A 24,492-nucleotide genomic window follows, 5' to 3' on the forward strand; every position below is an offset into this window, starting at 1 on the left:
GCTTTCATGCGTTTATTTAAGAGCGGGTTGGCGTTTTTCCCACCGCACCGCAAGCGAAATTTTGACATTTCGCAGTTTATCCCAGCCCTCAGGCTGCCTGACCGGAAAGCTTGCGCCGTCCTGCAATCTTGCTAAAGGCGCGGACCGCCTTCTCTATATCATCTACCGTTGTCGCGTGCCCGAGTGAAATGCGCAGAGCACCGAGCTTCGGATCCTGCCCCATGGCCGTCAGCACATGGCTCTCTCCGACTTTACCCGAAGAGCAGGCCGAACCTGCGGAGAGAGCGACACCTTCGATATCAAAGGCAATCTGCCCGGTTTCCGACTTCAAGCCGGGAAGCGTGAAGAAGGTCGTGTTGCCGACGCGCGCGACATCCGCACCGTGGATGATGACATCCGGCGCGGAGACGCGCATTCCGTCTTCCAGCCGGGTCCTCAACGAGGCCAAACGCGCGCTTTCCGCCTTTTGCATCCGCGCCGCTTCTTTTGCGGCCACACCAAAGCCGAGAATTGCGAGCGTGTTCTCGGTACCAGACCGATGACCCTTTTCCTGCCCGCCACCATGGATCAGCGGCAAAGGCATCATCACTTCACCGCGGGAGATCAGGGCGCCAACACCTTTCGGGCCACCGATCTTGTGTGATGACACGATCAGGAAGTCTGCGTCCAGCGCTTCGATCTCAACCGGGATGCGCCCTACCGCCTGCACGGCATCGACCACGAGCAAGCCACCGGCAGCATGAACGAGCCGCGCCGCATCTTTCACTGGCTGTATGATGCCTGTCTCATTGTTGACCAGCATCAACGCCACCATCGGCAGGCCCAATGCCCGGTCGTGTCGCGAAAGCAGGCTTTCCAATGCTTCGATATCGAGCAGCCCCTTCTCCGTCACCGGAACTTCCGTGACTGCGGACCTGCTGAACCGTCCGCCCTCGCGAATGGCTGGATGCTCGATGGCGGATACGTAGAGATGGCTTATATTTAAGGGTGAACGGCCCATTTTAAAGTGCGGGCACAGAACAAGGTTTGCAGCTTCCGTCGCACCGCTGGTGAAAACGACGTGCGACGCCTCAGCGCCTACCAGCGCAGCCACATCACGACGCGCAGTCTCGACGGCGGCGCGAACGGCACGTCCTTCCTTGTGAACAGACGACGGATTGCCGGATAGATCGAGAGCAGAGAGAAGCGCATCACGGACGGCCGGCAGCAAAGGTGCTGTCGCATTCCAGTCCAGATATGTGCGCTCCGCTGTGCCCATGGCGCAAATCGTGCCTTTATCCCGATCATTCGCGCCTCAAAGCGCATTTTCCTTGAAATTTCCGTCACCCTTGCCTTATGACACCACCAACAGCGCCACGGAACGCAAGTTTCGAACAGTTCTAAACTAGGTTTTAGAAAAGCTGACCATCCACGTCAAGTCTTCTTGCGCGGGGAAAGAGTCAGAAACATAAAAACCGACCGGAGTACCTATGCCTGAAGTTATTTTCAACGGCCCCGCAGGTCGTCTCGAAGGCCGCTACCAGCCCTCCAAGGAAAAAAGCGCACCGATCGCCATCATTCTTCATCCGCATCCGCAGTTCGGCGGCACGATGAACAATCAGATCGTCTACCAGCTCTTCTACATGTTCCAGAAGCGCGGTTTCACGACATTGCGTTTCAACTTCCGCTCCATCGGCCGCAGCCAGGGTGAGTTCGATCATGGCGCTGGCGAATTGTCGGACGCTGCGTCCGCGCTCGACTGGGTGCAGAGCCTGCATCCTGATTCCAAGAGCTGTTGGGTCGCCGGCTACTCTTTCGGATCCTGGATCGGCATGCAGCTTCTGATGCGCCGTCCGGAAATCGAAGGCTTCATGTCGATTGCACCGCAGCCCAACACCTACGACTTCTCATTCCTCGCCCCCTGCCCGTCGTCCGGCCTGATCATCAATGGCGATGCGGACAAGGTTGCACCGGAAAAGGACGTCAACGGCCTGGTGGAAAAGCTGAAGACCCAGAAGGGTATTCTCATCACCCACCGCACCGTGCCTGGCGCAAACCACTTCTTCAGCGGCAAGGTGGACGAGTTGATGAGCGAATGCGGCGACTATCTCGACCGCCGCCTGAATGGCGAACTGGTGCCGGAGCCCGCGGCCAAGCGCATCCGCTAAAAGATCCAAAGAACTTTCAGAGCCGCCGGTCACTCCGGCGGTTTTTTGTTGGAACAGTGATGGATTTCAAGCCTGACGCTCTGACCGGCCCGAACTCACATCAACTCAATCGCGTTGCGATCTGGTCATGCATGGCAGCCGTATATTCAAATGTCGGACACACGAGCCCCTCGACGGTCATCGGCTGGCACGGTTGCATGCCGATCTTGGTCAGCACTTTTTGAGAGGCGATGTTGTCCGGGTGGGTGAAGGCGATGAACTTGTCAGCGATCTTTCGGTCGAAGAACCAGTTTCGCAATGCCATGCCAATCTCTGTCGCATAGCCCCTGCCCCACACCGTCTGGCAAAGCGAATAACCCAATTCGAAATCGGGTCTCTCGCCTCCAAAGAAGGAGAAACCTGCCCTTCCTAGAAAACGATCGTCGTCACGTGACAGGAGCTTGTACTTCGTGGTGCCATAACTGTGGTGATCATCGATCCAGCGCGACAATCGTTCTTCGCATTTCTCGTTGCTCCAGGGTGCCGATCCCGTGAGGTAGCGAGTCGTCTCGATTGTTGAATGCAGCTGATGGACAAGTGTGACGTCACCGGGCGCCCACATTGTCACTTTCAGCCTCTCAGTCTCGAGTATGACTTGCTCGCGCATTTTTCCTACCTTTCCATTGCCCCGCCGCTACCGCCCACCCCGTAGCGACTAAGCGTCCATCGAAGCGAACATTCATGGCCGAAACGGGTGTAATTTGAAAAAAATAATGATAAAGCCGCTGCCATTCACTGAAATGCAGTGAAGGTCACGACTAATCCCAGAAAGAAAAAGGTTATGTCCAGGTTCAAGTCCGATTTCCTCCGCACGCTCGATGAGCGCGGCTTCATTCACCAGATCTCCGATGAGGCAGGTCTCGACGAACTGTTCGCCAAGGAAACCGTGACTGCCTATATCGGTTATGACCCGACGGCATCGAGCTTGCATGTCGGCCACCTGACGCAGATCATGATGTTGCATTGGCTGCAAGCGACCGGCCATCAGCCGATCTCGCTGATGGGTGGCGGCACCGGCATGGTGGGTGACCCTTCCTTCAAGGAAGAAGCACGCAAGCTGATGACCATCGACATGATCGAAGACAACATCACCTCGCTGAAGCACGTCTTCGCCAATTACCTCGATTACGACCGGGCCACCAACCCCGCCTTGATGATCAACAACGCTGATTGGCTGCGCGGCTTGAACTATCTCGAATTCCTGCGTGATGTGGGTCGGCATTTCTCTGTCAACCGCATGCTCTCCTTCGATAGCGTCAAGACGCGTCTCGATCGCGAACAGTCGTTGTCCTTCCTCGAGTTCAACTACATGATCCTGCAGGCCTACGACTATGTAGAGCTCAACAGGCGCACCGGATGTCGCCTGCAGATGGGTGGTTCGGATCAGTGGGGCAATATTATCAACGGAATCGATCTCGGCCACCGAATGGGGACGCCGCAGCTCTACGCCCTCACATCGCCGCTGCTGACCACATCTTCCGGCGCGAAGATGGGCAAATCAGCGTCGGGTGCCGTCTGGCTGAACAAGGATCTGCTGCCCGTCTACGACTTCTGGCAATACTGGCGTAACACCGAAGACGCGGACGTTATTCGTTTCGCCAAGCTCTTCACCACACTACCGATGGACGAGATCGATCGTCTCGCAAAGCTTGGTGGGTCGGAAATCAATGACGCTAAGAAGATCCTCGCGACGGAAGTGACCGCGATCCTGCACGGCCGCGCTGCGGCGGAGGAAGCTGCCGAAACCGCTCGCAAGACTTTTGAGGAAGGTGCGCTTTCCGACAACTTGCCGTCGATCGAAGTGCCGAAGACTGACTTGGAAGCAGGCATCGGTCTTCTCTCGCTGATCGTGCGTGCAGGTCTTGCCGCGTCCAACGGCGAAGCCCGTCGTCACGTTCAGGGTGGTGCGGTGCGCATCAACGACGAGAGCGTTTCGGATGAACGCAAACTTATCGGCGCGGGCGAAGTGACGGCAGATGGCGTCATCAAGCTTTCGCTTGGCAAGAAGAAGCACATTCTGGTGCGCCCGGCCTAAACCATTTGCCAAAGTCTCAGGGCCGCGAAAGCGGCCCTCGGATCATCCCAAACTGCAATGCAACGCCGCCCAACAATTGGCGACATCAAAACTCAGGAAACTCGAGCTTCGAGGTATCATAGCCGAGTTCCTTTGCTTTCCTGACCATCACAGCCAGCTTGGCTTTAGACGGAACGGAGCGAGAATAAATCCACAGATTCTCCATGTCCGGCGTTGCGCTGACAAACCACGTCTTGTCCGGCGAATTGTAGAGCACCCAGTAATTGAAGGTGATGAAGAGCGGATAGCGAACCCGCATCTTCGCCTTGGTCGTTTTCGCGTCCGTTATCGTCCCAATACCCTCGACCGTCTTTAGCTTTCCGGTCGGCGATCCTTCGCGGCATCCATCTTCAACCAGCACCTGCCCGGGCGAGGAACCGGGCTTATAGATCGAATAGCCCGCCACGCAGCCATCGGTCAGCCACATGGGTGTTCTGCCAATTTCAAGCCACTTCCCGCGGTAGTGCGACATGTCGGTCTGCGCAACCGCTGGCACTTTCGCCATCTCGGCCTGCGCTGGGGAAAAGACGCTAATACCCAAGGCGCACGAGACGAGGCCTGCGCTGGCCCATCGAAGCAGTGTGTTCATGCTGGTTCTCCGCAAAGGTGTTGCCGGAAACGCTTGGCTTCCAGAGCGGTTGCATCAACAAGATGGTGATGAGGATCAGGCGGTCACAGCGCGACCATCCGGATATTCTGCCGGTCCCTTCACCTCCAACAAATTACCGAAAGGATCGCGGATATAAAAGGAATGCCCCAGTCCACGTGCTCCGCCATGCATCGCCTCACGCTCGATGATCACGCCATGATGTTCAAGATGTACTCGCAACGCATCGTGCTCAAACGGTCCCGTCGCGATGCAGATATGATCGACATTTCGTCCACCGGCCACCGGTGGCGCAGCCTTTTGGCCGCCTGGGTGAGTGATATCCCACAAAACGATCAGCGACGCGCCGCACCAGACCTGCTCCATGCCGAGTGCCGGATAGGAATAGCCGGGCCGGCATCCCAGCACCTCATGGTAGAAGGCGAGCGCCTTTTCCATGTCGTCGACCAGCAGCACGACGTGATCTATTCCCACAAGCGAAAACGGTACATTCGATGTCACGAAAAATCCTCTCAGAATGACGCTCACAAACATCACGCAATGGCGGACAGGGTCAACTGCAAACCTTACTTGGGTTCTTCCAGGCAAAGCTGGAGCAGTTCGTTGACCAAGGTCTCGCGACCCACCTCAATCTTTTGCAAGGAGAGACGTGATGCCTCCTCGCCGACGAAGCGATTGAACGCGACCGCCCGTTGGGCAAACTTGTCGATCAGAAACCGTGCATCGGGATCGCGCGACTCATAATCGCTCTCTGCTGTGATCCGGCGCTCCAGCACGCCCTCGGCAGCGACAAGCCAAATTGCCCGCACATGCTGTATATCCAACTGCGAAACGAGTTCCGGCAGAAGTGCTGAGCCCTCTAAGACAAGACGCTCTCCGCTCTCGATCAGCGGCAGCACGAGTGGGCTCCACATGGAGCGATAATGGGCGAGCACGGATTGCATCATCTGATCCAGCGCCAGATCGCGATAATGTTCAACGACATGCGGTGGCGGTAGCTCAGGCGGATCGCGCCAGGGCCGTCCAGGATGCTTCGCCAGACTGTCGGTCGAAATGCAACGACAACCGAGATAGTTGGCGACGACCTCGCCCAGCGTCGATTTCCCGGCATGGGAAGATCCGCCGATGAGAGACAATCGGGCAGTCATGAGCGTCCTCGTGCAGTTCGATCAGGCAACAAGAAACGCGACGAATAGATGTTGAGAAAGGCAATTTTGAGGGGGATTACAAAGCCAAGTGGCACGCCCTAGGGGAGTCGAACCCCTCTTTTCAGAATGAAAATCTGACGTCCTAACCGATAGACGAAGGGCGCGTGCGCTTGGTTTGTGGCGCCCTTATAGTCAGAGGTTTTCGATACCGCAAGCGGTAAAATGCAGGATTTGACAAAAAAATGACATCGCAGTCGCAACGCCCTGAATAACAAGGATTACCTATTCAAAACAAAAGCTTGTTCGATAGCAAAAAGCCCGCTGCACCGGTTGGGACAGGTGCTGCGGGCTTCTCATCTCGATGCGTATCCGCATCGAGAAGCAGGTCCTCAGAGAAAACGCGTCCAGCTCAATGTGAACGCCTTTCTGGTCTCCTCATAGGCTTCCGTCCGGGACAGCCCGATATCTGCGAGTTGTTCAGGGGAAAGATCATAGAGGCTCAGCCGGCTTTGCCGTTTGACATACCAGAAGGCGAGGCGCTGCAACACGCGGGCAAGAACGCTTTGCGTTTCCGTCGGCACAAAAAGCCGGGCGGGTGTCATCTGATCGCGGACAAACCTCGCCGTTGTCGGCTCAATGCTCTCTTGTTCCGCTACTGCTAGATATTCTTCCATCCTGCGCATGATTGTACCTGCCTGGCGTTCTGCCCTCTGCTTGATCTTGGAGACAATCAATACAATTGACATATATGGGGGTACAATGCATATATTGTCACCATGACAAATTGGCTTCCAAACCTCGCCGAGGGCTCCGGCCCAATCTATGTCCGCCTTGCCGACCATATCGAATCTGCGATTGAAGATGGCGTTCTTGCTCCGGGCACAAAACTACCGCCGCAACGAAATCTCGCCTTCGACCTGGGGGTTACGATCGGCACCATTAGCCGAGCCTACTCGCTAATTCACGAGCGTGGCCTCGTCAGCGGCGAAGTTGGTCGCGGAACCTATGTGAATGACCGCAAGCCTGCAGAGGCGGCGCAGAAGGCAGTCGAAAGCCCCTTCGGCGGCACCAGGGTATCATTGGCGGCGCCCGGACAGATCGCCTTCAATGGCACCGCCGCGCCAGACAATGGCCAGCAGGAGGTCATCGCATCGCATGTGACCGAGATTGTCAGGGAGAAGCCGTCCGAGATCATGGACTACACCCGCTCCTTCCCATCCTTCTGGGCGGAAGCCGGGGCAAGGTGGCTTTCCCATCAAGGCTGGTCTCCCAAGCCGGAACATGTCGTCACAACGCTTGGCGCCCATGCGGGCGTGATGAGCATCATCACCGCCATGACCGCGCCTGGCGACCGTATTGTCTTCGAACCCGTCACCTATTCGCAAATCAGCCGCGCCGCATCGCTTTCCGGCCGGCGGATATCGATCGTAGATATTGATGCCGATGGCATCATCCCGGACGAGTTCGAACGGATCTGCGCACAGCAGCACCCGAAGATCGTTTTTCTGATGCCTGCCGGTCAAAATCCGACCTGCTCAACACTCCCGCTTGAGCGCCGCAAGGCAATCGTCGAGATCGCCCATCGCCACAATGTCTGGATCGTCGAAGACAATCTCTACGGTGCGATGACCGGCAACCCCCTGCCGCTGATCGCCGAACTTGCGCCGGACAGAACGTTCCTGGTGAACGGCCTTTCAAAATCGGTCAGCGCGGGCTTGCGTGGCGGCTGGGTGGCTTGCCCGCCCGCCTTCGTCACGCGCATTCGCGTGGCTCACAAGATGCTGACTGGTGGCATTCCCTTTCTGATGGCGGAGCTCTCCGCGCGACTGGTGATCAGCGGCGATGCGGAGGGCATCCGAAAGGGATGCATAGAGGAGATCGAGGCGCGAAAAGCCATCGTCAGCGAAACCTTGAAGGGGGTGGATTTCAATAGCGCACCGGGCATCGCTTTCGTCTGGGTGAAACTTCCCGAACCCTGGCTTTCCGGCACCTTCCGGAATGCGGCAATGAACGAGAATGTCCTGATCGACGATGAAGACGAGTTCAAGCCAGCCAGAACCGACCGGATCTTCCATCGGGTGCGGATCAGCTTTTCGCTGCCCAAGACCCATGACGAATTAAAACGCGGGCTCGGTGTCCTCAGAAGGCTGCTCGACAACGGTTCTGCGGGCTACGACAGCATTGAATAGAGGCGACGAAGACGCTGAATTGAAAGCCTGCCGAGGCATTTTCCTATCGCAAGAATGCATGTCTTAGGGTAAAGAACCGGAAATTACCGTACCGGCTCGAACCCCGTGAGACCTATGACACTTCCAAATCATATTCAGATCACCCCGGAACTCGTTGCATCCCACGGGCTGAAGCCCGATGAATATCAGCGCATTCTCGACCTGATCGGACGCGAGCCGACCTTTACCGAACTTGGCATCTTCTCCGCCATGTGGAACGAGCACTGCTCCTACAAGTCGTCGAAGAAGTGGCTGAAGACGCTGCCGACCAAAGGTCCGCGCGTCATCCAGGGGCCTGGCGAGAATGCCGGCGTGGTGGACATCGACGATGGCGACTGCGTCGTCTTCAAGATGGAGAGCCACAACCACCCTTCCTATATCGAGCCCTATCAGGGTGCGGCAACCGGCGTCGGCGGCATTCTGCGTGACGTCTTCACCATGGGTGCGCGCCCGATCGCCGCGATGAATGCGCTGCGTTTCGGCGCTCCTGACCACCCAAAGACCCGCCACCTTGTGGCAGGCGTCGTTGCCGGTGTGGGCGGATACGGCAACTCCTTCGGCGTTCCGACGGTGGGCGGCGAAGTCGAGTTCGATCCGCGATACAACGGCAACATCCTCGTCAACGCCTTCGCAGCCGGTCTGGCAAAGTCCGATGCCATCTTCCTGTCGGAAGCCAAGGGCGTTGGTCTTCCTGTCGTCTATCTCGGCGCCAAGACCGGTCGTGACGGCGTCGGTGGTGCAACGATGGCCTCTGCGGAGTTCGACGAGTCTATCGAAGAGAAGCGTCCGACCGTTCAGGTGGGCGATCCCTTCACCGAGAAGTGCCTGCTAGAAGCCTGCCTGGAACTGATGAAGACGGGTGCCGTCATCGCCATTCAGGACATGGGTGCCGCCGGTCTCACCTGCTCCGCCGTCGAAATGGGCGCCAAGGGCGATCTCGGCATTGAGCTAAACCTCGATCAGGTTCCGGTCCGCGAAGAGCGTATGACCGCCTACGAAATGATGCTGTCCGAAAGCCAGGAGCGTATGCTCATGGTTCTCGAGCCCTCCAAGGAAGAGGTCGCCAAGGCGATCTTCGTCAAGTGGGGACTGGACTTCGCCATCGTCGGCAAGACCACCGACGATCTGCGCTTCCGCGTTCTGCACAATGGCGAGGAAGTCGCCAATCTGCCGATCAAGGAACTGGGCGATCAGGCACCGGAATATGACCGTCCCTGGACGCCGGCAAAGGTCTCCGCGCCGCTTTCCGAAAACGACATTCCGGACACCGATATTGCAGATGCGCTCATGAAGCTTGTCGGCTCTGCCAACAATTCATCGCGCCGCTGGGTTTACGAACAATATGACACGCTGATCCAGGGCAACTCGCTGCAGCTGCCGGGCGGCGACGCGGGCGTTGTGCGTGTCGAGGGCCATGAGACGAAGGCGCTTGCCTTCTCCTCCGACGTCACTCCGCGCTATGTGGAAGCAGACGCCTTCGAAGGCGGCAAGCAGGCTGTGGCCGAATGCTGGCGCAACATCACCGCTACCGGCGCACTGCCACTGGCGGCAACCGATAACCTGAACTTCGGCAATCCCGAAAAGCCGGAGATCATGAGCCAGCTCGTCCATGCCATCAAGGGTATCGGCGAAGCCTGCAAGGTGCTGGAATTCCCGATCGTATCGGGCAACGTCTCACTCTACAACGAGACCAACGGCCAGGCTATCCTACCGACACCAACCATCGGCGGCGTCGGCCTTCTGAAGGACTGGTCGAAAATGGCGCGTATTCGCTTTGCTGCAGCGGACGAGGTCATCCTGCTCGCCGGCGCGCCTGAGGGACTTGGTACCCACATTGCCCAGTCGGTTTACATGCGCGACATTCATGGCCGCATCGACGGCCCTGCCCCGCATGTCGATCTGGACAACGAAAAGAAGACCGGCGACTTTGTTCGCACCGTCATCACAGCAGGCCTGACGAGCGCGGTTCACGATTGCTCCTCCGGCGGCCTCGCTCTAGCGATTGCCGAAATGGCGATGGCATCGGACATCGGCGCGACGATCGACACGGTATCCGGCAACAACCCGATCCTGGCTTTCTACGGCGAAGATCAGGGCCGTTATGTCCTGACCGTCAAGCAGTCCGATCTCGAAACCGTCAAGGCGCAGGCTGCTTCGGCAGGCGTTTCTCTCGCCGTTATCGGCAAGACCGGCGGCGCTTCGGTAAAGCTGGGTACGGCGCGCGCGGTCGAGATTAAAGAATTGCGCAATGCCCATGAATCGTGGTTCCCTCAGTTCATGGACGGCGAGACACTCGTCGCAGCAGAATAAGAATTGAGGAGTAGACACCATGCCCATGAAGCCCGGCGACATTGAAGACATGATTAAGGCTGGAATTCCCGGAGCAAAGGTCACCATCCGCGATCTGGCCGGTGACGGCGATCACTATGCCGCTGAAGTCGTGGCGGACGCCTTCAAGGGCAAGACGCGCGTGCAGCAGCACCAGATGGTCTATGACGCATTGAAGGGCAATATGGGTGGCGTCCTGCACGCTTTGGCGCTGCAGACCTCCGCGCCTGAGTAAAGCTCTTTCGCTGATCAACAAAAGGCCCGCGTGATGCTTGTCACGCGGGCCTTTTGTTACGGCATTGTGTTTATTGGAACGCCGCCGGCGGCACGTCGGACTTCAGGCCGACAAAGGATGCGGCCGGCAGCGGACCGGCTGTCAGCAGCGTAAAGTCGAAGCCGGACTTTCGGTCCGACCCCAGTACATATTGGCGATGCATGCGCAGAAAGTTCAGCTTGTTCTTGCGATAGCGCTCGTCCGAAAGCGAGTGCTTGAATTTGATCCGCACGATCTTGGGCTGGCCAGCATCGCCATGCCCGGTCAGGTGCGCCGTATTGCATTTGTAGAGATGGATGGGATCGGACAGACACTGGATATCGAACCATGTCACCTCGCCGTGGCGCGCAAGCGTCCCGATGCTGTCGCGAAGGCGCGTGGCTTTGGCAATGAAAGCGCATTGGAGTGCTGCACCGCCCAAAGTCACGAAAGAGACATTGCGTCTATCAAACGCATCCGGTTTCAATTCCAGCACACGCCCCGCCACCGCCAGCGCCAGGCTCGCGCCCATGCTGTGCGATACAAACAGCACCTCATCTGAGGATGTTTGGAGAGCGAGCAGGACCTTCTGCGCCTTGTCCTCGATCCAGGCACGCGCGACCGGCTCGTCGCGGCCCACCATCAGCGCGAACCGCCAGTCGGCAAAGAGATGCAAGGTGTGAAATCGCCCCGAGAACGGGATGACGCCCTTGTCGAAGAACAGCCACGCGGCTGGCACACTCAAAAGACAGAGGAACGGCGAAACATGCAGCAGCAGCGGCGACACGGCGATCAACGCCGCGAGCAGCAGACCCGTGAAGATGAGTAGATAGGGAAAAAGAAAAAACAGGCCGAAACGCCAGGCGTGACGAAAGTATCGGAATGCCGCACCGCTGGTGATAATCTCGGCCCCGGCCTTGAAGCCGAGCAGGATCTGCTTCCAGGTGGGAGGCGCTCTTAAGTCCGAGATGATGCTGTTATGATCATGAATATAGATGGTGCTCTTCGTCTCCTGGCCGTCGGAGATCGAGACCGCCTCCACACGACTACCAGCTTCAACCTCTTGAACCGGACCGACCCCATAGTCGAGACCAAAGGTCTTGCCGGATTGAGCGGCACTCCGCTCATAACGACGGTGATGGGCGGCAGCATCCAAAGGATCGAAGCCGGGGAAGTAGAAAACGAGACGTGAGGAGACAGACGCCATAAAACGAGCCAAGGGTTCAAAACCTGAAGGTTGCGAAGAGCCCAAAAGGATCGCTTGATACAATGGGTGTCGCCCATATAGTAAACACCGTGGCTTAATTATGTTTTATATCATAAGCGGCCCAGAGGATTTTGTTGCGGAGCGGAGAAGATCTTGTCGAAAATCGTTGATCAGATCATCGGGAGTGTCGTGAAAGGCGCCATATCGGAGATCCTGTCGAAGACAGGCGTTCGGAAGACACGACGGGCAAGAGGAAAGGCGAAAGCCGGTACATCGCTTGACGGCGGTATCCTTGGCGGCATTCTGGAGGCGGCCCTCGGCGAAAAACCCGCGCGAAAGAAAAAGCGGACGCCCGCCAAGAGGCAGGTGAGTAAACGCCGGACCGCTGGCGCGCGCAGCAAGCAACGCGCGAGATAGCTGCAATTCATGTCACTTCTGTTGGTGCTTCATCAGCTCCGACACGGTGACAAACTGGAAGCCGCGCTCCCGCAAACCATCGATGATCTTGGGTAAAGCCTGGCGGGACGCTTCGCGCCTTCGATACATGACATGCAGCAGAATGATCGAGCCGTTCTTGGCGTTCTGGATCACATACTCCGCGATCGCATCTGCATCCTCGGCGATGTCTGGGTAGGATTCCGGCTCGACATCCCAGGTGATCGAGGTTCGCCCGGTCTGCGATAAATACCAAGGCAGGGTCAGCAGCTTCTTGCCGTAGGGTGGCCGAAAATAGATCTCTCCCTGATATCCCGCCGCACGAATGGCGCGATCCGTTCGCTCGATCTCGTAGCGCACCTTGTCGAAACCCATCAGGCTCATATTGGAATGGGAGAAGGAGTGATTGCCGATCTCGTGACCGCGCCGGACGATATCGGCCGCGAGCGCTGGCGTTTCCTCCATTTCCCGACCCGTAAGAAAGAATGTCGCCTTGACGTTCTTTCCATCCAGCAGGTTCAAGACGTCGCGCGTATAGCGAAGTGTGGGGCCGTCATCGAGAGTGAGCGCCACGAGGGGCTCGTTCGTCTCCACCCGCGGCACGATCGTTCCAAACAGCTGATAGCCACGCGCCTTGCTCAGTTGGAACAGCCCAAACACTAAGAGCAGGATCACCACCAGCGCGATGATCCAAACACCAAATTTGCGCATGTCGGGCCTCGGCGTTGGTTGAATGGAGCATCAGGGCACCACACCTTCGGGGCAGCATCATGACTGTCTGTTCCAATTCCGACCGCCCTTGGTTTTTTCGCCTTTGCGACTGGAAATAACGATATTCCATGTTATTTAAGAGCGAACGAAGCAGCGGCCTTGACCCGCATGTGAAAGGAATACAGCCATGAGCGGCATTCACGACCTGATCGACAACGAAGTGAAGAGCAACGACATCGTTCTTTTCATGAAGGGCACGCCCCAGTTTCCGCAGTGCGGTTTCTCCGGACAGGTGGTCCAGATTCTCGATTATCTCGGCGTGGACTATAAGGGCGTCAACGTCCTTGCCGATGCCGACATCCGTCAGGGCATCAAGGACTATTCCAACTGGCCGACGATCCCTCAGCTCTACGTCAAGGGTGAATTCCTCGGCGGCTGCGATATCGTAAGAGAAATGTTCCAGTCCGGCGAACTTCAAAGCCAATTCCAAGAGCAGGGTATCAGCGTCCGCGGCGCGGCCTGATTTCGGCCGGTTCATCCGGCCCACCCTGATTGTCAGAAAACTATGCCAGGCGTTGCGTCATGCAACGCCTTTGCCGTTCTTTTTGAGGCAATCCTGTGACACATCAACCACAAACGACCGCTTCGCCCGCAGGGACCATGGGGCGCGCGGAATTCATCGGGCTGGCTGCCATGCTGATGGCGCTTAATGCTCTTGCCATCGACATCATGCTTCCTGGCCTGCAGGAAATCGGTGCATCGCTTGGCGTCGATAACGAGAACCATCGACAATATGTCGTCTCTGCCTACCTGCTCGGCTTCGGTATCGCCCAGCTCTTCTACGGCCCGCTTGCGGATCGCTTCGGGCGCCGCAAGCCGATGCTGTTTGGCCTTGGCGTCTATATCCTGTCGTCCATCGCCGTGATCTTTGTGCCGAGCTTTGCCGGCCTTCTGGCACTTCGGTTTATCCAGGGTATCGGCTCTGCGGCGACACGCGTCATCACCGTTTCCATCGTTCGCGATATCTATGGCGGGCGTCAGATGGCCGAAGTCATGTCGCTGATCATGATGGTGTTCATGGTGGTCCCGGTCATCGCACCCGGCACAGGTCAGATTGTGCTGTTCTTTGGTGACTGGCACCTCATTTTCGGCTTCATGGCCGCGATCGCTGCCGTCGTGACGGTCTGGATGTACATTCGGCTTCCCGAAACGCTACGGCCCGAGGACGTGCGCCCGCTGACTGTCTCATCCGTCCTTACCGGCTTCAAGATCGTTCTGACCAACCGTGTTGCGCTCTGTTACACGATCGCCAGCATGATCATCTTCGGGGCACTGTTCGGCTTCATCAACTCGGCCGAACAAGTCTATAAGGGCATCTACGATCTCGGCGCCTGGTTTGCAGCCGCCTTCGCCGCTGTCGCGCTATTCATGTCGCTGTCGTCCTTCCTGAACTCCAAGCTCGTCGGACGTTACGGCATGCGCAAGCTGTCACACGGCTCCCTGCTGGGCTTCATCGGCATCAACTTCATCTGGCTGCTGATGATGATCCTCGGTCCGCAGCCAATGCCGTTTGCGCTCTTCATCGTGATGTTCGGTCTGTCGATGTTCCAGTTCGGTTTGATTGGCTCGAACTTCAACTCCCTTGCCATGGAGCCGCTTGGTCACGTGGCCGGGACAGCCTCGTCCGTGATCGGCTTTCTCGGAACGGTGGGCGGCTCACTGATAGGCGCCGGCATCGGTCAGGCTTTCAATGGCACGGCGCTGCCCATGGTCAGCGGCTTCTTCATCGTCTCCATTATCGGCCTTGTGTTCGTTTTGATCGGCGAAAAGGGCACGCTGTTCCAGGCTCACAACAAGCCGACGCACTGAGGCAGCCCTCCGAAGATAAAGAAAAGGCGCGGCTGCCATGACAACCGCGCCTTTTTTGTGCCGTCGTTCAGTCGATCAAACCGTGAAGATCTTCTCGCGCAACACGGTCCATGTCTCTTTGTCAGGGGCCAGCAGCAAGCCGCCGCTCACATGGTTTGGCAGATATGGAGATCCGTCGAAGCGTGCCGCGTAGGCGCCCGCCTCCTGTGAAATCAGCGTGCCAGCCAAGTGATCCCAAGGCATCAGCTTGTTGTACATCAGAAAGTGCATGTGGCCGCCGCAGAAGATGCGGTACTCATGCGCTGCACAACGGTAACTGGTGAAGAGCCTCACATCGGCAAGATTGTTCAAGAGACGACGGCGCGTCTCGACCTCGAAGTAGCCGGTATTGGCGATGCCGACCATCTGCGAGAGTTCAGGCGCCGGAACCACCTGCATCTGCGTCTGGGAGCCATCGGCGCTGCAAAGCCAGGCACCGGAGCCCTTCTCCGCGATCACCCAGTCATTGCCCATCGGATCGAAGATGATGCCTGCGACCGTCTCACCCTTGGAGACGACGCTCAGCATCACGCCGAACAGCGGCAATCCGGCAGCAAAATTATAGGTGCCGTCAATTGGGTCCACGACCACCGCAAGGTCAGCATCCCCAAGCTTCTCCAGAAGCGATGGATCTGCAGCGACCGCTTCCTCGCCGACGAACAGAGCATCGGGCATGAACTCGGCGACACGGGCGCGGATCAAGCGCTCTGCCGCCTCATCTGCCTCTGTCACAAGGTCGATGGCCTCGGTTTTCACCCGCACGTCACCCTCGCCGAGATTTCGGAAACGCGGGAGGATTTCCACCGCCGCCGCTTCCTGTAGGGCATTGGCAAGCGAGGCGATGTCGAGTTCGACGGACATGAGAGGTTCCTTTACATGTTCAGATCAAAGACCGAGAATGTCCCGGCGCAGCATCTTCCAGCTTTCCTTGTCGGGTGCAGAGAGGATGCCACCCTCGGTATCTCCTGGGCGGTAGGGCGTGCCATCGAGCTTTAGCGTGTAGCCGCCCGCCTCCTGATGGGTTAGCACGCCTGCCAGATGGTCCCAAGGCATAAGCTTCTCATGACCGATGAAATGCAGCTTGCCGGTTGCCACCAGCCAATATTCGTGCGCCGAGCAATTCAGGGACAGCGCCATCTTCGTCTTGGCCATATTTGCAGCGATCACCGGTCGGCGGTCTGGATGGCTGTGACCCCAGGAAAAGATACCCACCATGTCCGAAAGACCGACGGGCTCGGCGACGCGCAGCTTCGCTTCGCTGCCGTTTGCGCGCTTCAGCACGGCGCCTGCGCCTTTGACCGAGACGATGCTGTCGCCCATCACCGGATCATGAATGACACCAGCGACCGTTTCACCTTTGACGGTGACGGCGAGCAGTGTTCCGAAGGCTGGAAAACCGGAGGCGAAGTTGAATGTGCCGTCTACGGGATCGATCACGAAGGCAAGCGGCGCATCGCGAAGTGCTGGAATAACGGAACGGTCGGCATCATAGGCTTCTTCGCCAACGATATGCGCGGTCGGGAAACGCTGCAGCAAGGCTGCAGTGATCTGCTTTTCAGCAAGAACATCCGCTTCCGTGACCAGGTCGACAGCCGATGTCTTCTCGGAAATGGCCGAAGCGCTGAGATTGCGAAAGCGCGGCATGATTTCGCTGGTACCGGCATGGGCAACGGTTGCAACGAGAAAGTCGATATCTGAATCGGAAAGGGTCATTGAAAACAATCTGAACAGGTGAGGAATGCGCCTCACCTATTCCTCTAGGATGACGGATCCGTGACAGTCAGGCCGGAAAAATCGAAGAGCTTTGTATCCAGCAGATGCGAGGGATTGACGTGTGCGAGTGCCCGCAACATCACGTCCTTGCGACCGGGCATACGCCGTTCGATATCGGCCAGCATGTCCTTCATGGCATTTCTTTGCAAACCGTCTTGGGAACCGCAAAGATCGCAGGGGATGATGGGGAACTCCATCGCCGCTGCAAATTTCGCCATGTCGTCCTCTGCGCAATAGGCAAGCGGGCGCAGCACCATCAGGTCGCCTTCGTCATTCATCAGCTTCGCCGGCATGCCAGCAAGCCGGCCGCCATGGAAGAAGTTCATGAAGAAGGTCTCCAGAATGTCTTCGCGGTGATGACCCAGAAGTAGCGCGTCGCAGCCCTCTTCGCGCGCGATGCGATAGAGATTGCCACGGCGAAGACGCGAACAGAGCGAGCAATAGGTCGCACCCTCAGGGACTTTCTCTTTCACGATCGAATAGGTGTCGCGATATTCGATGCGATGCGGCATGCCGATCTTCGTCAGATAGTCCGGCAGGATGTGTTTGGGAAAGTTCGGCTGACCCTGGTCGAGATTGCAGGCAATCAGTTCGACAGGCAGAAGCCCGCGCCATTTCAGATCGAGCAGCAGCGCCAGAAGACCATAGCTGTCCTTGCCGCCGGAAACTCCCACCAGCCAGCGCTTCTGTCCCTTCAACATGCCGAAATCGTCAAAGGCCTGTCGCACGTTTCGCAACAGCCGCTTGCGCAGCTTGTTGAAGGAGACGGAGCGCGGCGCATGGGCAAAGAGCGGATGCGAGCCGCCAGCCTCTTCGACCTCGCCGGCGTCCTGAATGTCATCGATCTGTGCGGCAATGGTCATGGTCATCTCGCTGTCTGATCCGCTTGAAAGCGGTTAATGACAGGCAATGCCCTCATATAGGCGCAAGATCAAGCCCCGAATACGGACCAGCCCATGCGGTTCGCCAGCATTTCAAGCGCGTCAGACCCGAGCGCGGAATTACCGACCTTGTTGAGGCCCGGCGACCAGACGGCAATCGACGCCTTGCCCGGCGCCACCGCCAGAATGCCCCCGCCGACACCACTCTTGCCGGGAAGACCGACATGATAGGCAAAGTCGCCCGACCCATCATAATGGCCGCAGGTCAACATCAGAGCATTGATACGCCGCGCCCGGCGATCCGACACCACCGTGTGCCCCGTCAGCGGATTGCGTCCGCGATTGGCGAGGAAAAGCCCTGCCCGTGCCAACTGAACGCAGTTCATCGAGAGCGCGCACTGGTGGAAGTAGACACCGAGCGTATGGTCGACCGGATGGTGGATATTGCCGAAGCTGCGCATAAAATTCGCGAGCGCGAAATTGCGAAAACCGGTGGCCTGCTCGGATTTGGCGACGGTGTTGTCGATCGAGACCGTATCATCGTTGGAGAGGTACCGTACAAAACGCAGCAACTCGCCGATGGCCTCTCGCGGCTGGTGTCCCGCGAGCACCATGTCGGTCACAACGATTGCACCCGCATTGACGAAGGGGTTGCGGGGGATACCGTGTTCATGTTCGAGCTGAACGATGGAATTGAACGATGAGCCGGAAGGCTCGCGTCCAACACGCTTCCAGACGGACTCACCGGCTTTGCCGAGCGCAAGCGTCAGCATGAAGACCTTGGAAATACTTTGAATCGAAAAAGGAACGGCGGCATCGCCCGCAACGAAAGTCTCGCCTTCGACGGTGGTGACGGCAATGCCGAACTGTTTCGGATCGATCTTGGCAAGCTCGGGAATATAATCCGCGACCTTCCCCTCCCCGAGGTGGTTCTTCATCTCGTCATAGATGGAGTCGATGACCGTCTGAATGTTCTGCATGCCCTGCCCCGATACAGCAAAAGCGCCCGTAGGGCGCTTTTGTCAGATGTTTCAGCCGCCTCAGATGGAGGTTGAGCGCGCCTTGGTGGTGGTGGCGAACGCCTTCATCACATAGCTGTCGCGATCATAAACGTCGTCGAAATACTGCACCTTGCCGTCCTTGTCCGGCCATGCGGTAAAGTAGGCGACATAGACCGGAATTTTCACCGGCACGGACACTGCGCGATTTTCACCGGATGCGATCTGCTTGTTGACGTTGTCAATCGTCGTGCCGAGAACGGCCGCTGCCATGCGACGCGGATCGACAAGACGGATACAACCATGGCTCAGAGCGCGCATATCGCGGTTGAAGAAACTCTTCGATGGCGTGTCATGCATGTAGATTGCATGGCTGTTCGGGAAGAGGATTTTCAGATCGCCCAGCGCATTGTCGCTGCTTGGCGGCTGACGAACCGAGATCGCGTTGGTCGAACCATACCAATTGACGCTCGACGACGAAACGGCCCGGCCATTGACCGAAACCTCATAGCCGAGGCGATCGAGATAGGATGGATCGTTGCGCAGCTTCGGCAGCATTTCGTTGACGATGATGGACTGCGGAACGCCCCAATAGGGGTTGAACTCGACAGTCTCGATTTCATCCTGGAAGAAATAGGTCTGGTTGGTCTTCGAACCGATGACCACCTTCATGCCGAACTGCTCTTTGCCCTGATCATGGTAATAGGCCATGAAGGCCGGCTGATTGATGAACACATAGCGGTCGCCGAGATCTGCCGGCAGCCAGCGAACCTGTTCCATAGCAACTTCAAGCTTGGCAATCTTCGCCTCGTTGCTATCGCCCGTCATGGCACGAACGGTGGCGCGACCGATCACGCCATCGGCCTTCAAACCGTTTTCGCTCTGGAAAGCCTTGACCAGATCGACCAGTTCCGGCGTGTACTGCGTCGTTTGCTGATAGCCCGTCAGGGCCGGTGCATGCTGCGACTTCAGCGCCTCGGACGAGCGATGCTCGATCGCCTTCACCACATTGGCAAGTTCGGGGTTATCTTCGCCGGGCTTCAGTACCAGATCGGAGCGGACAGCGATCTTGTTCTCACCGGACTTGTCCTCATCAAGAAGCTTGACCAGTTCGGCCTTCAGCGCCTGATATTCCGGGTTGGAAGGCTCACGCGATTTCAGATAGGCCGTCACATCCGGGCTCAATGCTGCAAGCTTCAGAACCGGCGAAAGATTGACCGTCTTGCGCTTGAAATCGTGATAGCCGGAAAGCTTGTTTGGATCGATGCGACCGCGGGTCGTGTCCTGGACATAGCCAAGAACCTTTGCGGAGAGGGCCAACTCAAACTGCATCATCGCGCGGTTGACAGGCTTGGCCTCGGTTTCCGTGGCACTCACCGTCTGGACTTCGGCCTGAGGCTCACCGGCGATGCTGGCCGTGACGTCGGAAGAGGGAGCTGAGATGCTGTAGTCGGCCGGGTCCAGGCCGCTGTCGCCCACGGTTTCGAAGAAGGCGAGAACGGCAGACGCGCGCTCGTTAATATCGCCATTGGAAACCCAGATCGGTTTTGCGCCGCCAGCATAGTAAGCTTCGAGCGCCTTGGCGATCTCAGGCGTTGCCGAGACTTTTACGCTGGCATAGTCCGGGCCGAACTTCGACGTATCAACCGCACGGGTGCCATCTGCCTTGTAGGTGTAATAGCGAGGACCGGAAATGCGCGGTGTCGGCTCGGGATCGATATCGCCACCGACCGGAGCGTTTTGCTGGACGACGCCTGGAAGGCCACGGTCTTGGCGTTCGCGCTCGATCTTACCAGGACCGCCACGAAGCAGATCCATAAGGGTGATGGCGCTGGCTGGAGCTGGAATGCCCGCTGAGACGGAAACACCGAGAGCCAGTATGAACGCCGCCGATTTTTTTCCTGAAGTGATCTGCAATTTGGTCCTCATTGCGTCCAGCGCCATCATCCATCGAAGCGCGAATAAAACATTGTCTGTCTAGCTGATTGGTCTTCGCTTGAAAAGGAAACGCGCAAAGCCCGATCTCGTGCCAGAATTGTCCTGCCGTTCGTCAAAAAAGCTCTGGCAATCTCCTTAATTTTTGGCAGGAATAGTTAAATTTCTCTTTAATTTCGAAGCATTGCAGAAAGATGTTTTTTCATCTGTTAAGCCTGAAGCGCCATGGAATTGTCTCTTTTGCGAACGTTACCCAAAAGTCACGTCAATTGACTTTCGAATCTGCGGCAAAATCTGACGCCCTGCGGCGCGTGAGGCTTTCCAGAGTTGCGGGATGGCTCTATATGTCGGCCCGCGCGCAAGACGGCTTGAAACGCCGCCTTGCCACCGGAACACAATGGAGAGGCACCAACGATGACAGCCACACGCACGGAAACTGATACTTTTGGCCCGATCGAAGTCGCCAGCGATCGCTACTGGGGCGCGCAGGCCCAGCGCTCGCTCGGTAACTTCAAGATCGGCTGGGAAAAGCAGCCCACATCCGTCATCCGTGCGCTCGGCATCGTCAAGCAGGCAGCCGCACGCGCCAATATGGCGCTCGGTGGCCTCGACGCTCAACTCGCCGAGACGATCGTCAAGGCGGCTCAGGAAGTCATCGATGGCAAGCTGAACGAGCATTTTCCGCTCGTTGTCTGGCAGACGGGTTCTGGCACCCAGTCCAACATGAATGCCAATGAAGTGATCTCCAACCGGGCCATCGAAATGCTAGGCGGCGTGATGGGCTCGAAGAAGCCGGTTCACCCGAACGATCACGTCAACATGAGCCAGTCGTCCAACGACACCTACCCGACGGCCATGCATATCGCCTGCGCCGAGCAGATCGTTCATCACCTGCTGCCGAGCCTCAAGCACCTGCATGCCGCGCTCGACAAGAAGGCGAAGGACTTTGCCCACATCATCAAGATCGGCCGCACCCATACTCAGGATGCAACCCCTCTGACGCTCGGCCAGGAGTTTTCCGGCTATGCGGCGCAGGTAGCATCATCGATCAAGCGTATCGAACTGACGCTGCCCGGCCTTTGCGAACTGGCACAGGGCGGCACTGCCGTCGGCACCGGCCTCAACGCGCCTGTCGGCTTTGCCGAAAAGGTTGCCGAAGAGATTGCCACCATCACCGGCCTGCCCTTCGTCACCGCTCCGAACAAGTTCGAAGCACTGGCCGCTCATGACTCGATGGTCTTCGCCCATGGCGCGATCAACGCGGCGGCAGCAGCGCTCTTCAAGATCGCCAACGATATCCGTTTCCTGGGTTCCGGCCCACGCGCCGGTCTCGGCGAACTTGCATTGCCGGAAAACGAGCCAGGCTCCTCGATCATGCCAGGCAAGGTCAACCCGACCCAGTCCGAGGCGCTGACCCAGGTCTGCGCCCACATCTTCGGCAACCAGGCCGCCATCACCTTCGCAGGATCGCAGGGCCACTTCGAGCTCAACGTCTATAACCCGATGATGGCCTACAACTTCTTGCAGTCCGTCCAGCTTCTGGGCGATGCAGCCGTTTCCTTCACCGACAATTGCGTGGTCGGCATCGAAGCGCGCGAAGACAACATCCGCAAGGGCGTGGAGAACTCGCTCATGCTCGTGACCGCGCTGAACACCAAGCTCGGCTATGACGCCTGCGCCAAGATTGCCAAGACCGCGCACAAGAACGGCACGACGCTGCGCGAAGAGGCTGTCGGTGGCGGATATCTGTCGAACGAGGAATTCGATCAGTACGTCCGTCCGGAAAACATGATCGGCCCTAAGTAATGACAAAGGTCAGGCAACGGGTCGCACTCGTTGTCTGACCACACTCCCCATCTCAGGCTTTTCTGAAATACTATTTACAGCCATTAATTTTCGTAGATAAAATCTTTGCGAGACTGTAACTGGATTCCGTGTTCACGTGCGATTCTCGGAGAAGGCTACGCCCAAGAACACGCCGACTTTCCATGCAGCATCAACAATCGGTTGGGGAACCATCGTTGAGGCGTGTCGGTCAGAACAAAAACGGGACGATCTGGGGACACATCATGAATACGGGGCCGACACAAAATTTTCCCGGAGCAGACGTGGCGAGCCAAATCTTGCACGCCATGCGCAGCATGGGTATCTCGCCCATTCCCCGCAATTACAATCTTTTCTACGAAGCCTTCATCGGCTCCAACCCCGCTCTTTCCAAGGAACTGCTGCAGCTCGGCAGCAAGGCGACCCAGGAAGAACTGGACGAACTGGGCACCCGCTACTTCAACCATAGCCACAGCAAGATCATCGAGACGGTTCACGAGAAGCTGCATCTCGAGCTGGACGCCTTGCTCACTGTTTTGAAGCACGAGCAATCAAGCCTTGAGAAATACAATCGGCTGCTGGATGAAACGCGCGAGCGGATCACGGTCAAAAGCGCGACAAGCACCTCACTCGTTGGCGCGGCCATCGCGATCCTTTCAGAAGCAACCGGGACCAAGATCGCCCAAGGCGAGAGCAGTTCCAAAGACTTGGACAGACATGCTGAAGAGATGCAGCAGGTTCGTCTTGAACTGGATGAATACAAGCGCATCGCCAATACAGACTCGCTCACCCGTCTGTCGAACCGCCGGGCCTTCGATGAAAGGCTCGCATCGACCTACGATACGAGCTTCGGGCTCCATCTGTCGTCCCTGATCCTGCTGGACATCGATAACTTCAAGCGCGTCAACGATACTTACGGCCACCCCGTCGGAGACAAGATTCTTGCAAGCGTTGCATCGGTCATCCGCAAGTCGGTCCGTAAGGATATCTTTGTGGCCAGAAATGGCGGCGAGGAATTTGCGATCATCGTAGACAACATGAATGCCGACGAAGTGCGGGAGATGTGCGAGCGCATTCGCCTCTCGCTCGAAAAGACCCCGTTCCGAAACTCGAAGACCGGCGTGGATTACGGGCAGATTACCGTTTCCATCGGTTACGCAATGGCCTCTCAGGCGCAAAATCCTGTCGAACTCTACGCCCGTTCAGACGTCGCGCTCTACAATGCCAAGACGTCCGGGCGCAACCGCACCATCATGTTCGAAGACGGGATGCAGAAAAACTACTCCGGCAAAAGCTGGCTGATCTACCGGACGTAAGGATCGGGCTCAGCGGCGCGCCGCTGATCTCATGGGAATCGCACTTTTCACCACATGGTTTTCGCCGCGCGCTCCGGCCACTCTTTGTCGTATGTCTCCTTGTCGAAATCCGCTTTGGCCGCTTTCAACAATGCGCCGGGTGTCGGCAGCGACTTCGGATCGATGAAGTTTTCGAGATTCCACAGCTCGGAGCGGATCAGCGCACGGGCACATTGGAAGTAGACTTCGTCGATGGTGACCACCGTCACCGTGCGCGGGTTCTTCCCATCCATCACGAAGCTCGCGAGCAACGCGGGTTCTGCCGACACCACCGCCTTGCCGTTGATGCGCATTGTGGTGGTCGAACCGGGGACGAGGAACATCAGGGCTACACGCGGGTCCCGCACGATGTTCATGAGAGAATCGACGCGATTGTTGCCGCGCCAGTCTGGCAGCAGAACGGTTTTCTCATCCTGAACCCGAACGACACCGCCCTTGTCGCCGCGCGGCGAACAGTCCATTCCCTCCGGCCCGACGGTTGCCAGCGCCAGAAAGGGTGCCGCCTCGATCATCTTGCGGTATTCGGGCGTGAGAGTTGACGTGACTTTGACCAGGGAAGCCTCGGAGCAACCGTCATAGATTGCCTTCAACTCCTCAACAGAACGAATAATTCCCATAAACCCTCACTCCCGATTAAGCTG

Annotated in this window: 24 protein-coding genes and 1 tRNA gene; 10 read left to right on the forward strand and 15 right to left on the reverse strand. The window is 57.6% G+C overall.

The genetic code is table 11. The features are described from left to right. Positions 1-88 precede the first annotated feature (88 nt). A complete protein-coding gene (locus EYC79_RS16180; RefSeq protein ID WP_130978639.1) occupies positions 89-1,258 on the reverse strand; it encodes a cysteine desulfurase family protein in 1,170 nt (389 codons plus the stop codon). Between the two features lie 211 nt (positions 1,259-1,469). Here EYC79_RS16180 and EYC79_RS16185 point away from each other — a divergent pair, with 211 nt between their 5' ends. Beyond that, entirely contained in the window at positions 1,470-2,147 is a 678-nt protein-coding gene (locus EYC79_RS16185; protein ID WP_062441481.1) for an alpha/beta hydrolase, read from the forward strand. 100 nt (positions 2,148-2,247) lie between these two features. Here EYC79_RS16185 and EYC79_RS16190 read toward each other — a convergent pair whose 3' ends face one another. Then, positions 2,248-2,793 carry a GNAT family N-acetyltransferase gene (locus EYC79_RS16190; protein WP_130978640.1) on the reverse strand — a complete coding sequence of 182 codons (546 nt, stop codon included), beginning with the start codon at positions 2,791-2,793 and terminating at the stop codon, positions 2,248-2,250. A gap of 174 nt (positions 2,794-2,967) precedes the next feature. On the opposite strand from EYC79_RS16190, the gene tyrS reads away from it, so the two are divergent. Beyond that, positions 2,968-4,221: a tyrosine--tRNA ligase gene (tyrS, locus tag EYC79_RS16195; RefSeq protein ID WP_130978641.1), complete on the forward strand. Its 1,254-nt coding sequence runs from the start codon at positions 2,968-2,970 to the stop codon at positions 4,219-4,221. An 85-nt stretch (positions 4,222-4,306) separates the two neighbouring features. On the opposite strand, the gene EYC79_RS16200 is transcribed toward tyrS, so the two are convergent. From EYC79_RS16200 to EYC79_RS23505, 5 genes are all read right to left on the reverse strand, one after another. Further along, complete coding sequence (locus tag EYC79_RS16200) at positions 4,307-4,765, reverse strand: lipocalin family protein (protein WP_404944068.1); 459 nt, start codon at positions 4,763-4,765, stop codon at positions 4,307-4,309. A 159-nt stretch (positions 4,766-4,924) separates the two neighbouring features. Beyond that, positions 4,925-5,368 carry a VOC family protein gene (locus EYC79_RS16205; protein WP_207773931.1) on the reverse strand — a complete coding sequence of 148 codons (444 nt, stop codon included), beginning with the start codon at positions 5,366-5,368 and terminating at the stop codon, positions 4,925-4,927. 65 nt (positions 5,369-5,433) lie between these two features. Further along, positions 5,434-6,015, reverse strand: coding sequence for a hypothetical protein (locus EYC79_RS16210; protein ID WP_116493438.1), 582 nt, complete (start codon positions 6,013-6,015; stop codon positions 5,434-5,436). An 89-nt stretch (positions 6,016-6,104) separates the two neighbouring features. Beyond that, positions 6,105-6,179, reverse strand: a tRNA-Glu gene (locus tag EYC79_RS16215). A 225-nt stretch (positions 6,180-6,404) separates the two neighbouring features. After that, positions 6,405-6,698 carry a DUF1127 domain-containing protein gene (locus EYC79_RS23505; RefSeq protein ID WP_165457055.1) on the reverse strand — a complete coding sequence of 98 codons (294 nt, stop codon included), beginning with the start codon at positions 6,696-6,698 and terminating at the stop codon, positions 6,405-6,407. Positions 6,699-6,791: 93 nt separating this feature from the next. Between EYC79_RS23505 and EYC79_RS16225 the strand changes: the two genes are divergently transcribed. From EYC79_RS16225 to EYC79_RS16235, 3 genes are all read left to right on the forward strand, one after another. Further along, entirely contained in the window at positions 6,792-8,204 is a 1,413-nt protein-coding gene (locus EYC79_RS16225; RefSeq protein WP_116493439.1) for an aminotransferase-like domain-containing protein, read from the forward strand. A gap of 114 nt (positions 8,205-8,318) precedes the next feature. Continuing rightward, a complete protein-coding gene (gene purL, locus EYC79_RS16230; protein ID WP_116493440.1) occupies positions 8,319-10,553 on the forward strand; it encodes a phosphoribosylformylglycinamidine synthase subunit PurL in 2,235 nt (744 codons plus the stop codon). Positions 10,554-10,572: 19 nt separating this feature from the next. Beyond that, positions 10,573-10,806, forward strand: a complete 234-nt coding sequence (locus EYC79_RS16235; protein ID WP_003516012.1) for a BolA family protein — start codon at positions 10,573-10,575, stop codon at positions 10,804-10,806. A 70-nt stretch (positions 10,807-10,876) separates the two neighbouring features. Here the strand turns inward: EYC79_RS16235 and EYC79_RS16240 are convergent, their stop codons facing one another. Then, entirely contained in the window at positions 10,877-12,031 is a 1,155-nt protein-coding gene (locus EYC79_RS16240) for a hypothetical protein (protein WP_116493441.1), read from the reverse strand. A gap of 153 nt (positions 12,032-12,184) precedes the next feature. Here EYC79_RS16240 and EYC79_RS16245 point away from each other — a divergent pair, with 153 nt between their 5' ends. Beyond that, positions 12,185-12,448: a hypothetical protein gene (locus tag EYC79_RS16245; protein WP_116493442.1), complete on the forward strand. Its 264-nt coding sequence runs from the start codon at positions 12,185-12,187 to the stop codon at positions 12,446-12,448. A 12-nt stretch (positions 12,449-12,460) separates the two neighbouring features. Here the strand turns inward: EYC79_RS16245 and EYC79_RS16250 are convergent, their stop codons facing one another. Beyond that, positions 12,461-13,177: a polysaccharide deacetylase family protein gene (locus tag EYC79_RS16250; protein ID WP_130978642.1), complete on the reverse strand. Its 717-nt coding sequence runs from the start codon at positions 13,175-13,177 to the stop codon at positions 12,461-12,463. A 187-nt stretch (positions 13,178-13,364) separates the two neighbouring features. Between EYC79_RS16250 and grxD the strand changes: the two genes are divergently transcribed. Together grxD and EYC79_RS16260 are read left to right on the forward strand one after the other, a co-directional pair. Next, positions 13,365-13,700, forward strand: coding sequence for a Grx4 family monothiol glutaredoxin (gene grxD, locus EYC79_RS16255; RefSeq protein WP_062424286.1), 336 nt, complete (start codon positions 13,365-13,367; stop codon positions 13,698-13,700). Between the two features lie 137 nt (positions 13,701-13,837). Then, positions 13,838-15,046 (forward strand): multidrug effflux MFS transporter, encoded by a 1,209-nt coding sequence (locus tag EYC79_RS16260; protein WP_062424285.1) that lies wholly within the window; start codon positions 13,838-13,840, stop codon positions 15,044-15,046. A 75-nt stretch (positions 15,047-15,121) separates the two neighbouring features. Here the strand turns inward: EYC79_RS16260 and EYC79_RS16265 are convergent, their stop codons facing one another. The 5 genes from EYC79_RS16265 to EYC79_RS16285 all read right to left on the reverse strand — a co-directional run bounded on the left by EYC79_RS16265 (position 15,122) and on the right by EYC79_RS16285 (position 20,666). Further along, positions 15,122-15,946, reverse strand: a complete 825-nt coding sequence (locus EYC79_RS16265; RefSeq protein WP_116493444.1) for an inositol monophosphatase family protein — start codon at positions 15,944-15,946, stop codon at positions 15,122-15,124. Positions 15,947-15,970: 24 nt separating this feature from the next. Continuing rightward, the gene (locus EYC79_RS16270; protein ID WP_130978643.1) at positions 15,971-16,798 is read right to left on the reverse strand and encodes an inositol monophosphatase family protein; all 828 of its coding nucleotides are present in this window, start codon (positions 16,796-16,798) and stop codon (positions 15,971-15,973) included. 44 nt (positions 16,799-16,842) lie between these two features. Continuing rightward, positions 16,843-17,721 carry a tRNA 2-thiocytidine(32) synthetase TtcA gene (gene ttcA, locus EYC79_RS16275; RefSeq protein ID WP_130978938.1) on the reverse strand — a complete coding sequence of 293 codons (879 nt, stop codon included), beginning with the start codon at positions 17,719-17,721 and terminating at the stop codon, positions 16,843-16,845. Between the two features lie 68 nt (positions 17,722-17,789). After that, positions 17,790-18,719 (reverse strand): glutaminase, encoded by a 930-nt coding sequence (locus EYC79_RS16280; protein ID WP_062424282.1) that lies wholly within the window; start codon positions 18,717-18,719, stop codon positions 17,790-17,792. Positions 18,720-18,779: 60 nt separating this feature from the next. Further along, positions 18,780-20,666 (reverse strand): L,D-transpeptidase family protein, encoded by a 1,887-nt coding sequence (locus tag EYC79_RS16285; protein ID WP_418123053.1) that lies wholly within the window; start codon positions 20,664-20,666, stop codon positions 18,780-18,782. Between the two features lie 420 nt (positions 20,667-21,086). Here EYC79_RS16285 and fumC point away from each other — a divergent pair, with 420 nt between their 5' ends. Both fumC and EYC79_RS16295 read left to right on the forward strand, forming a co-directional pair. Beyond that, positions 21,087-22,478, forward strand: a complete 1,392-nt coding sequence (gene fumC, locus EYC79_RS16290; protein WP_062424281.1) for a class II fumarate hydratase — start codon at positions 21,087-21,089, stop codon at positions 22,476-22,478. 263 nt (positions 22,479-22,741) lie between these two features. Next, positions 22,742-23,812, forward strand: a complete 1,071-nt coding sequence (locus tag EYC79_RS16295; RefSeq protein ID WP_062424611.1) for a GGDEF domain-containing protein — start codon at positions 22,742-22,744, stop codon at positions 23,810-23,812. 47 nt (positions 23,813-23,859) lie between these two features. On the opposite strand, the gene EYC79_RS16300 is transcribed toward EYC79_RS16295, so the two are convergent. Beyond that, positions 23,860-24,468, reverse strand: coding sequence for a pyridoxamine 5'-phosphate oxidase family protein (locus EYC79_RS16300; protein WP_130978644.1), 609 nt, complete (start codon positions 24,466-24,468; stop codon positions 23,860-23,862). Between the last annotated feature and the right edge of the window lie 24 nt (positions 24,469-24,492).

This window comes from Agrobacterium cavarae, from assembly GCF_004310285.1.
GTDB classification, from domain to species: domain Bacteria; phylum Pseudomonadota; class Alphaproteobacteria; order Rhizobiales; family Rhizobiaceae; genus Agrobacterium; species Agrobacterium cavarae.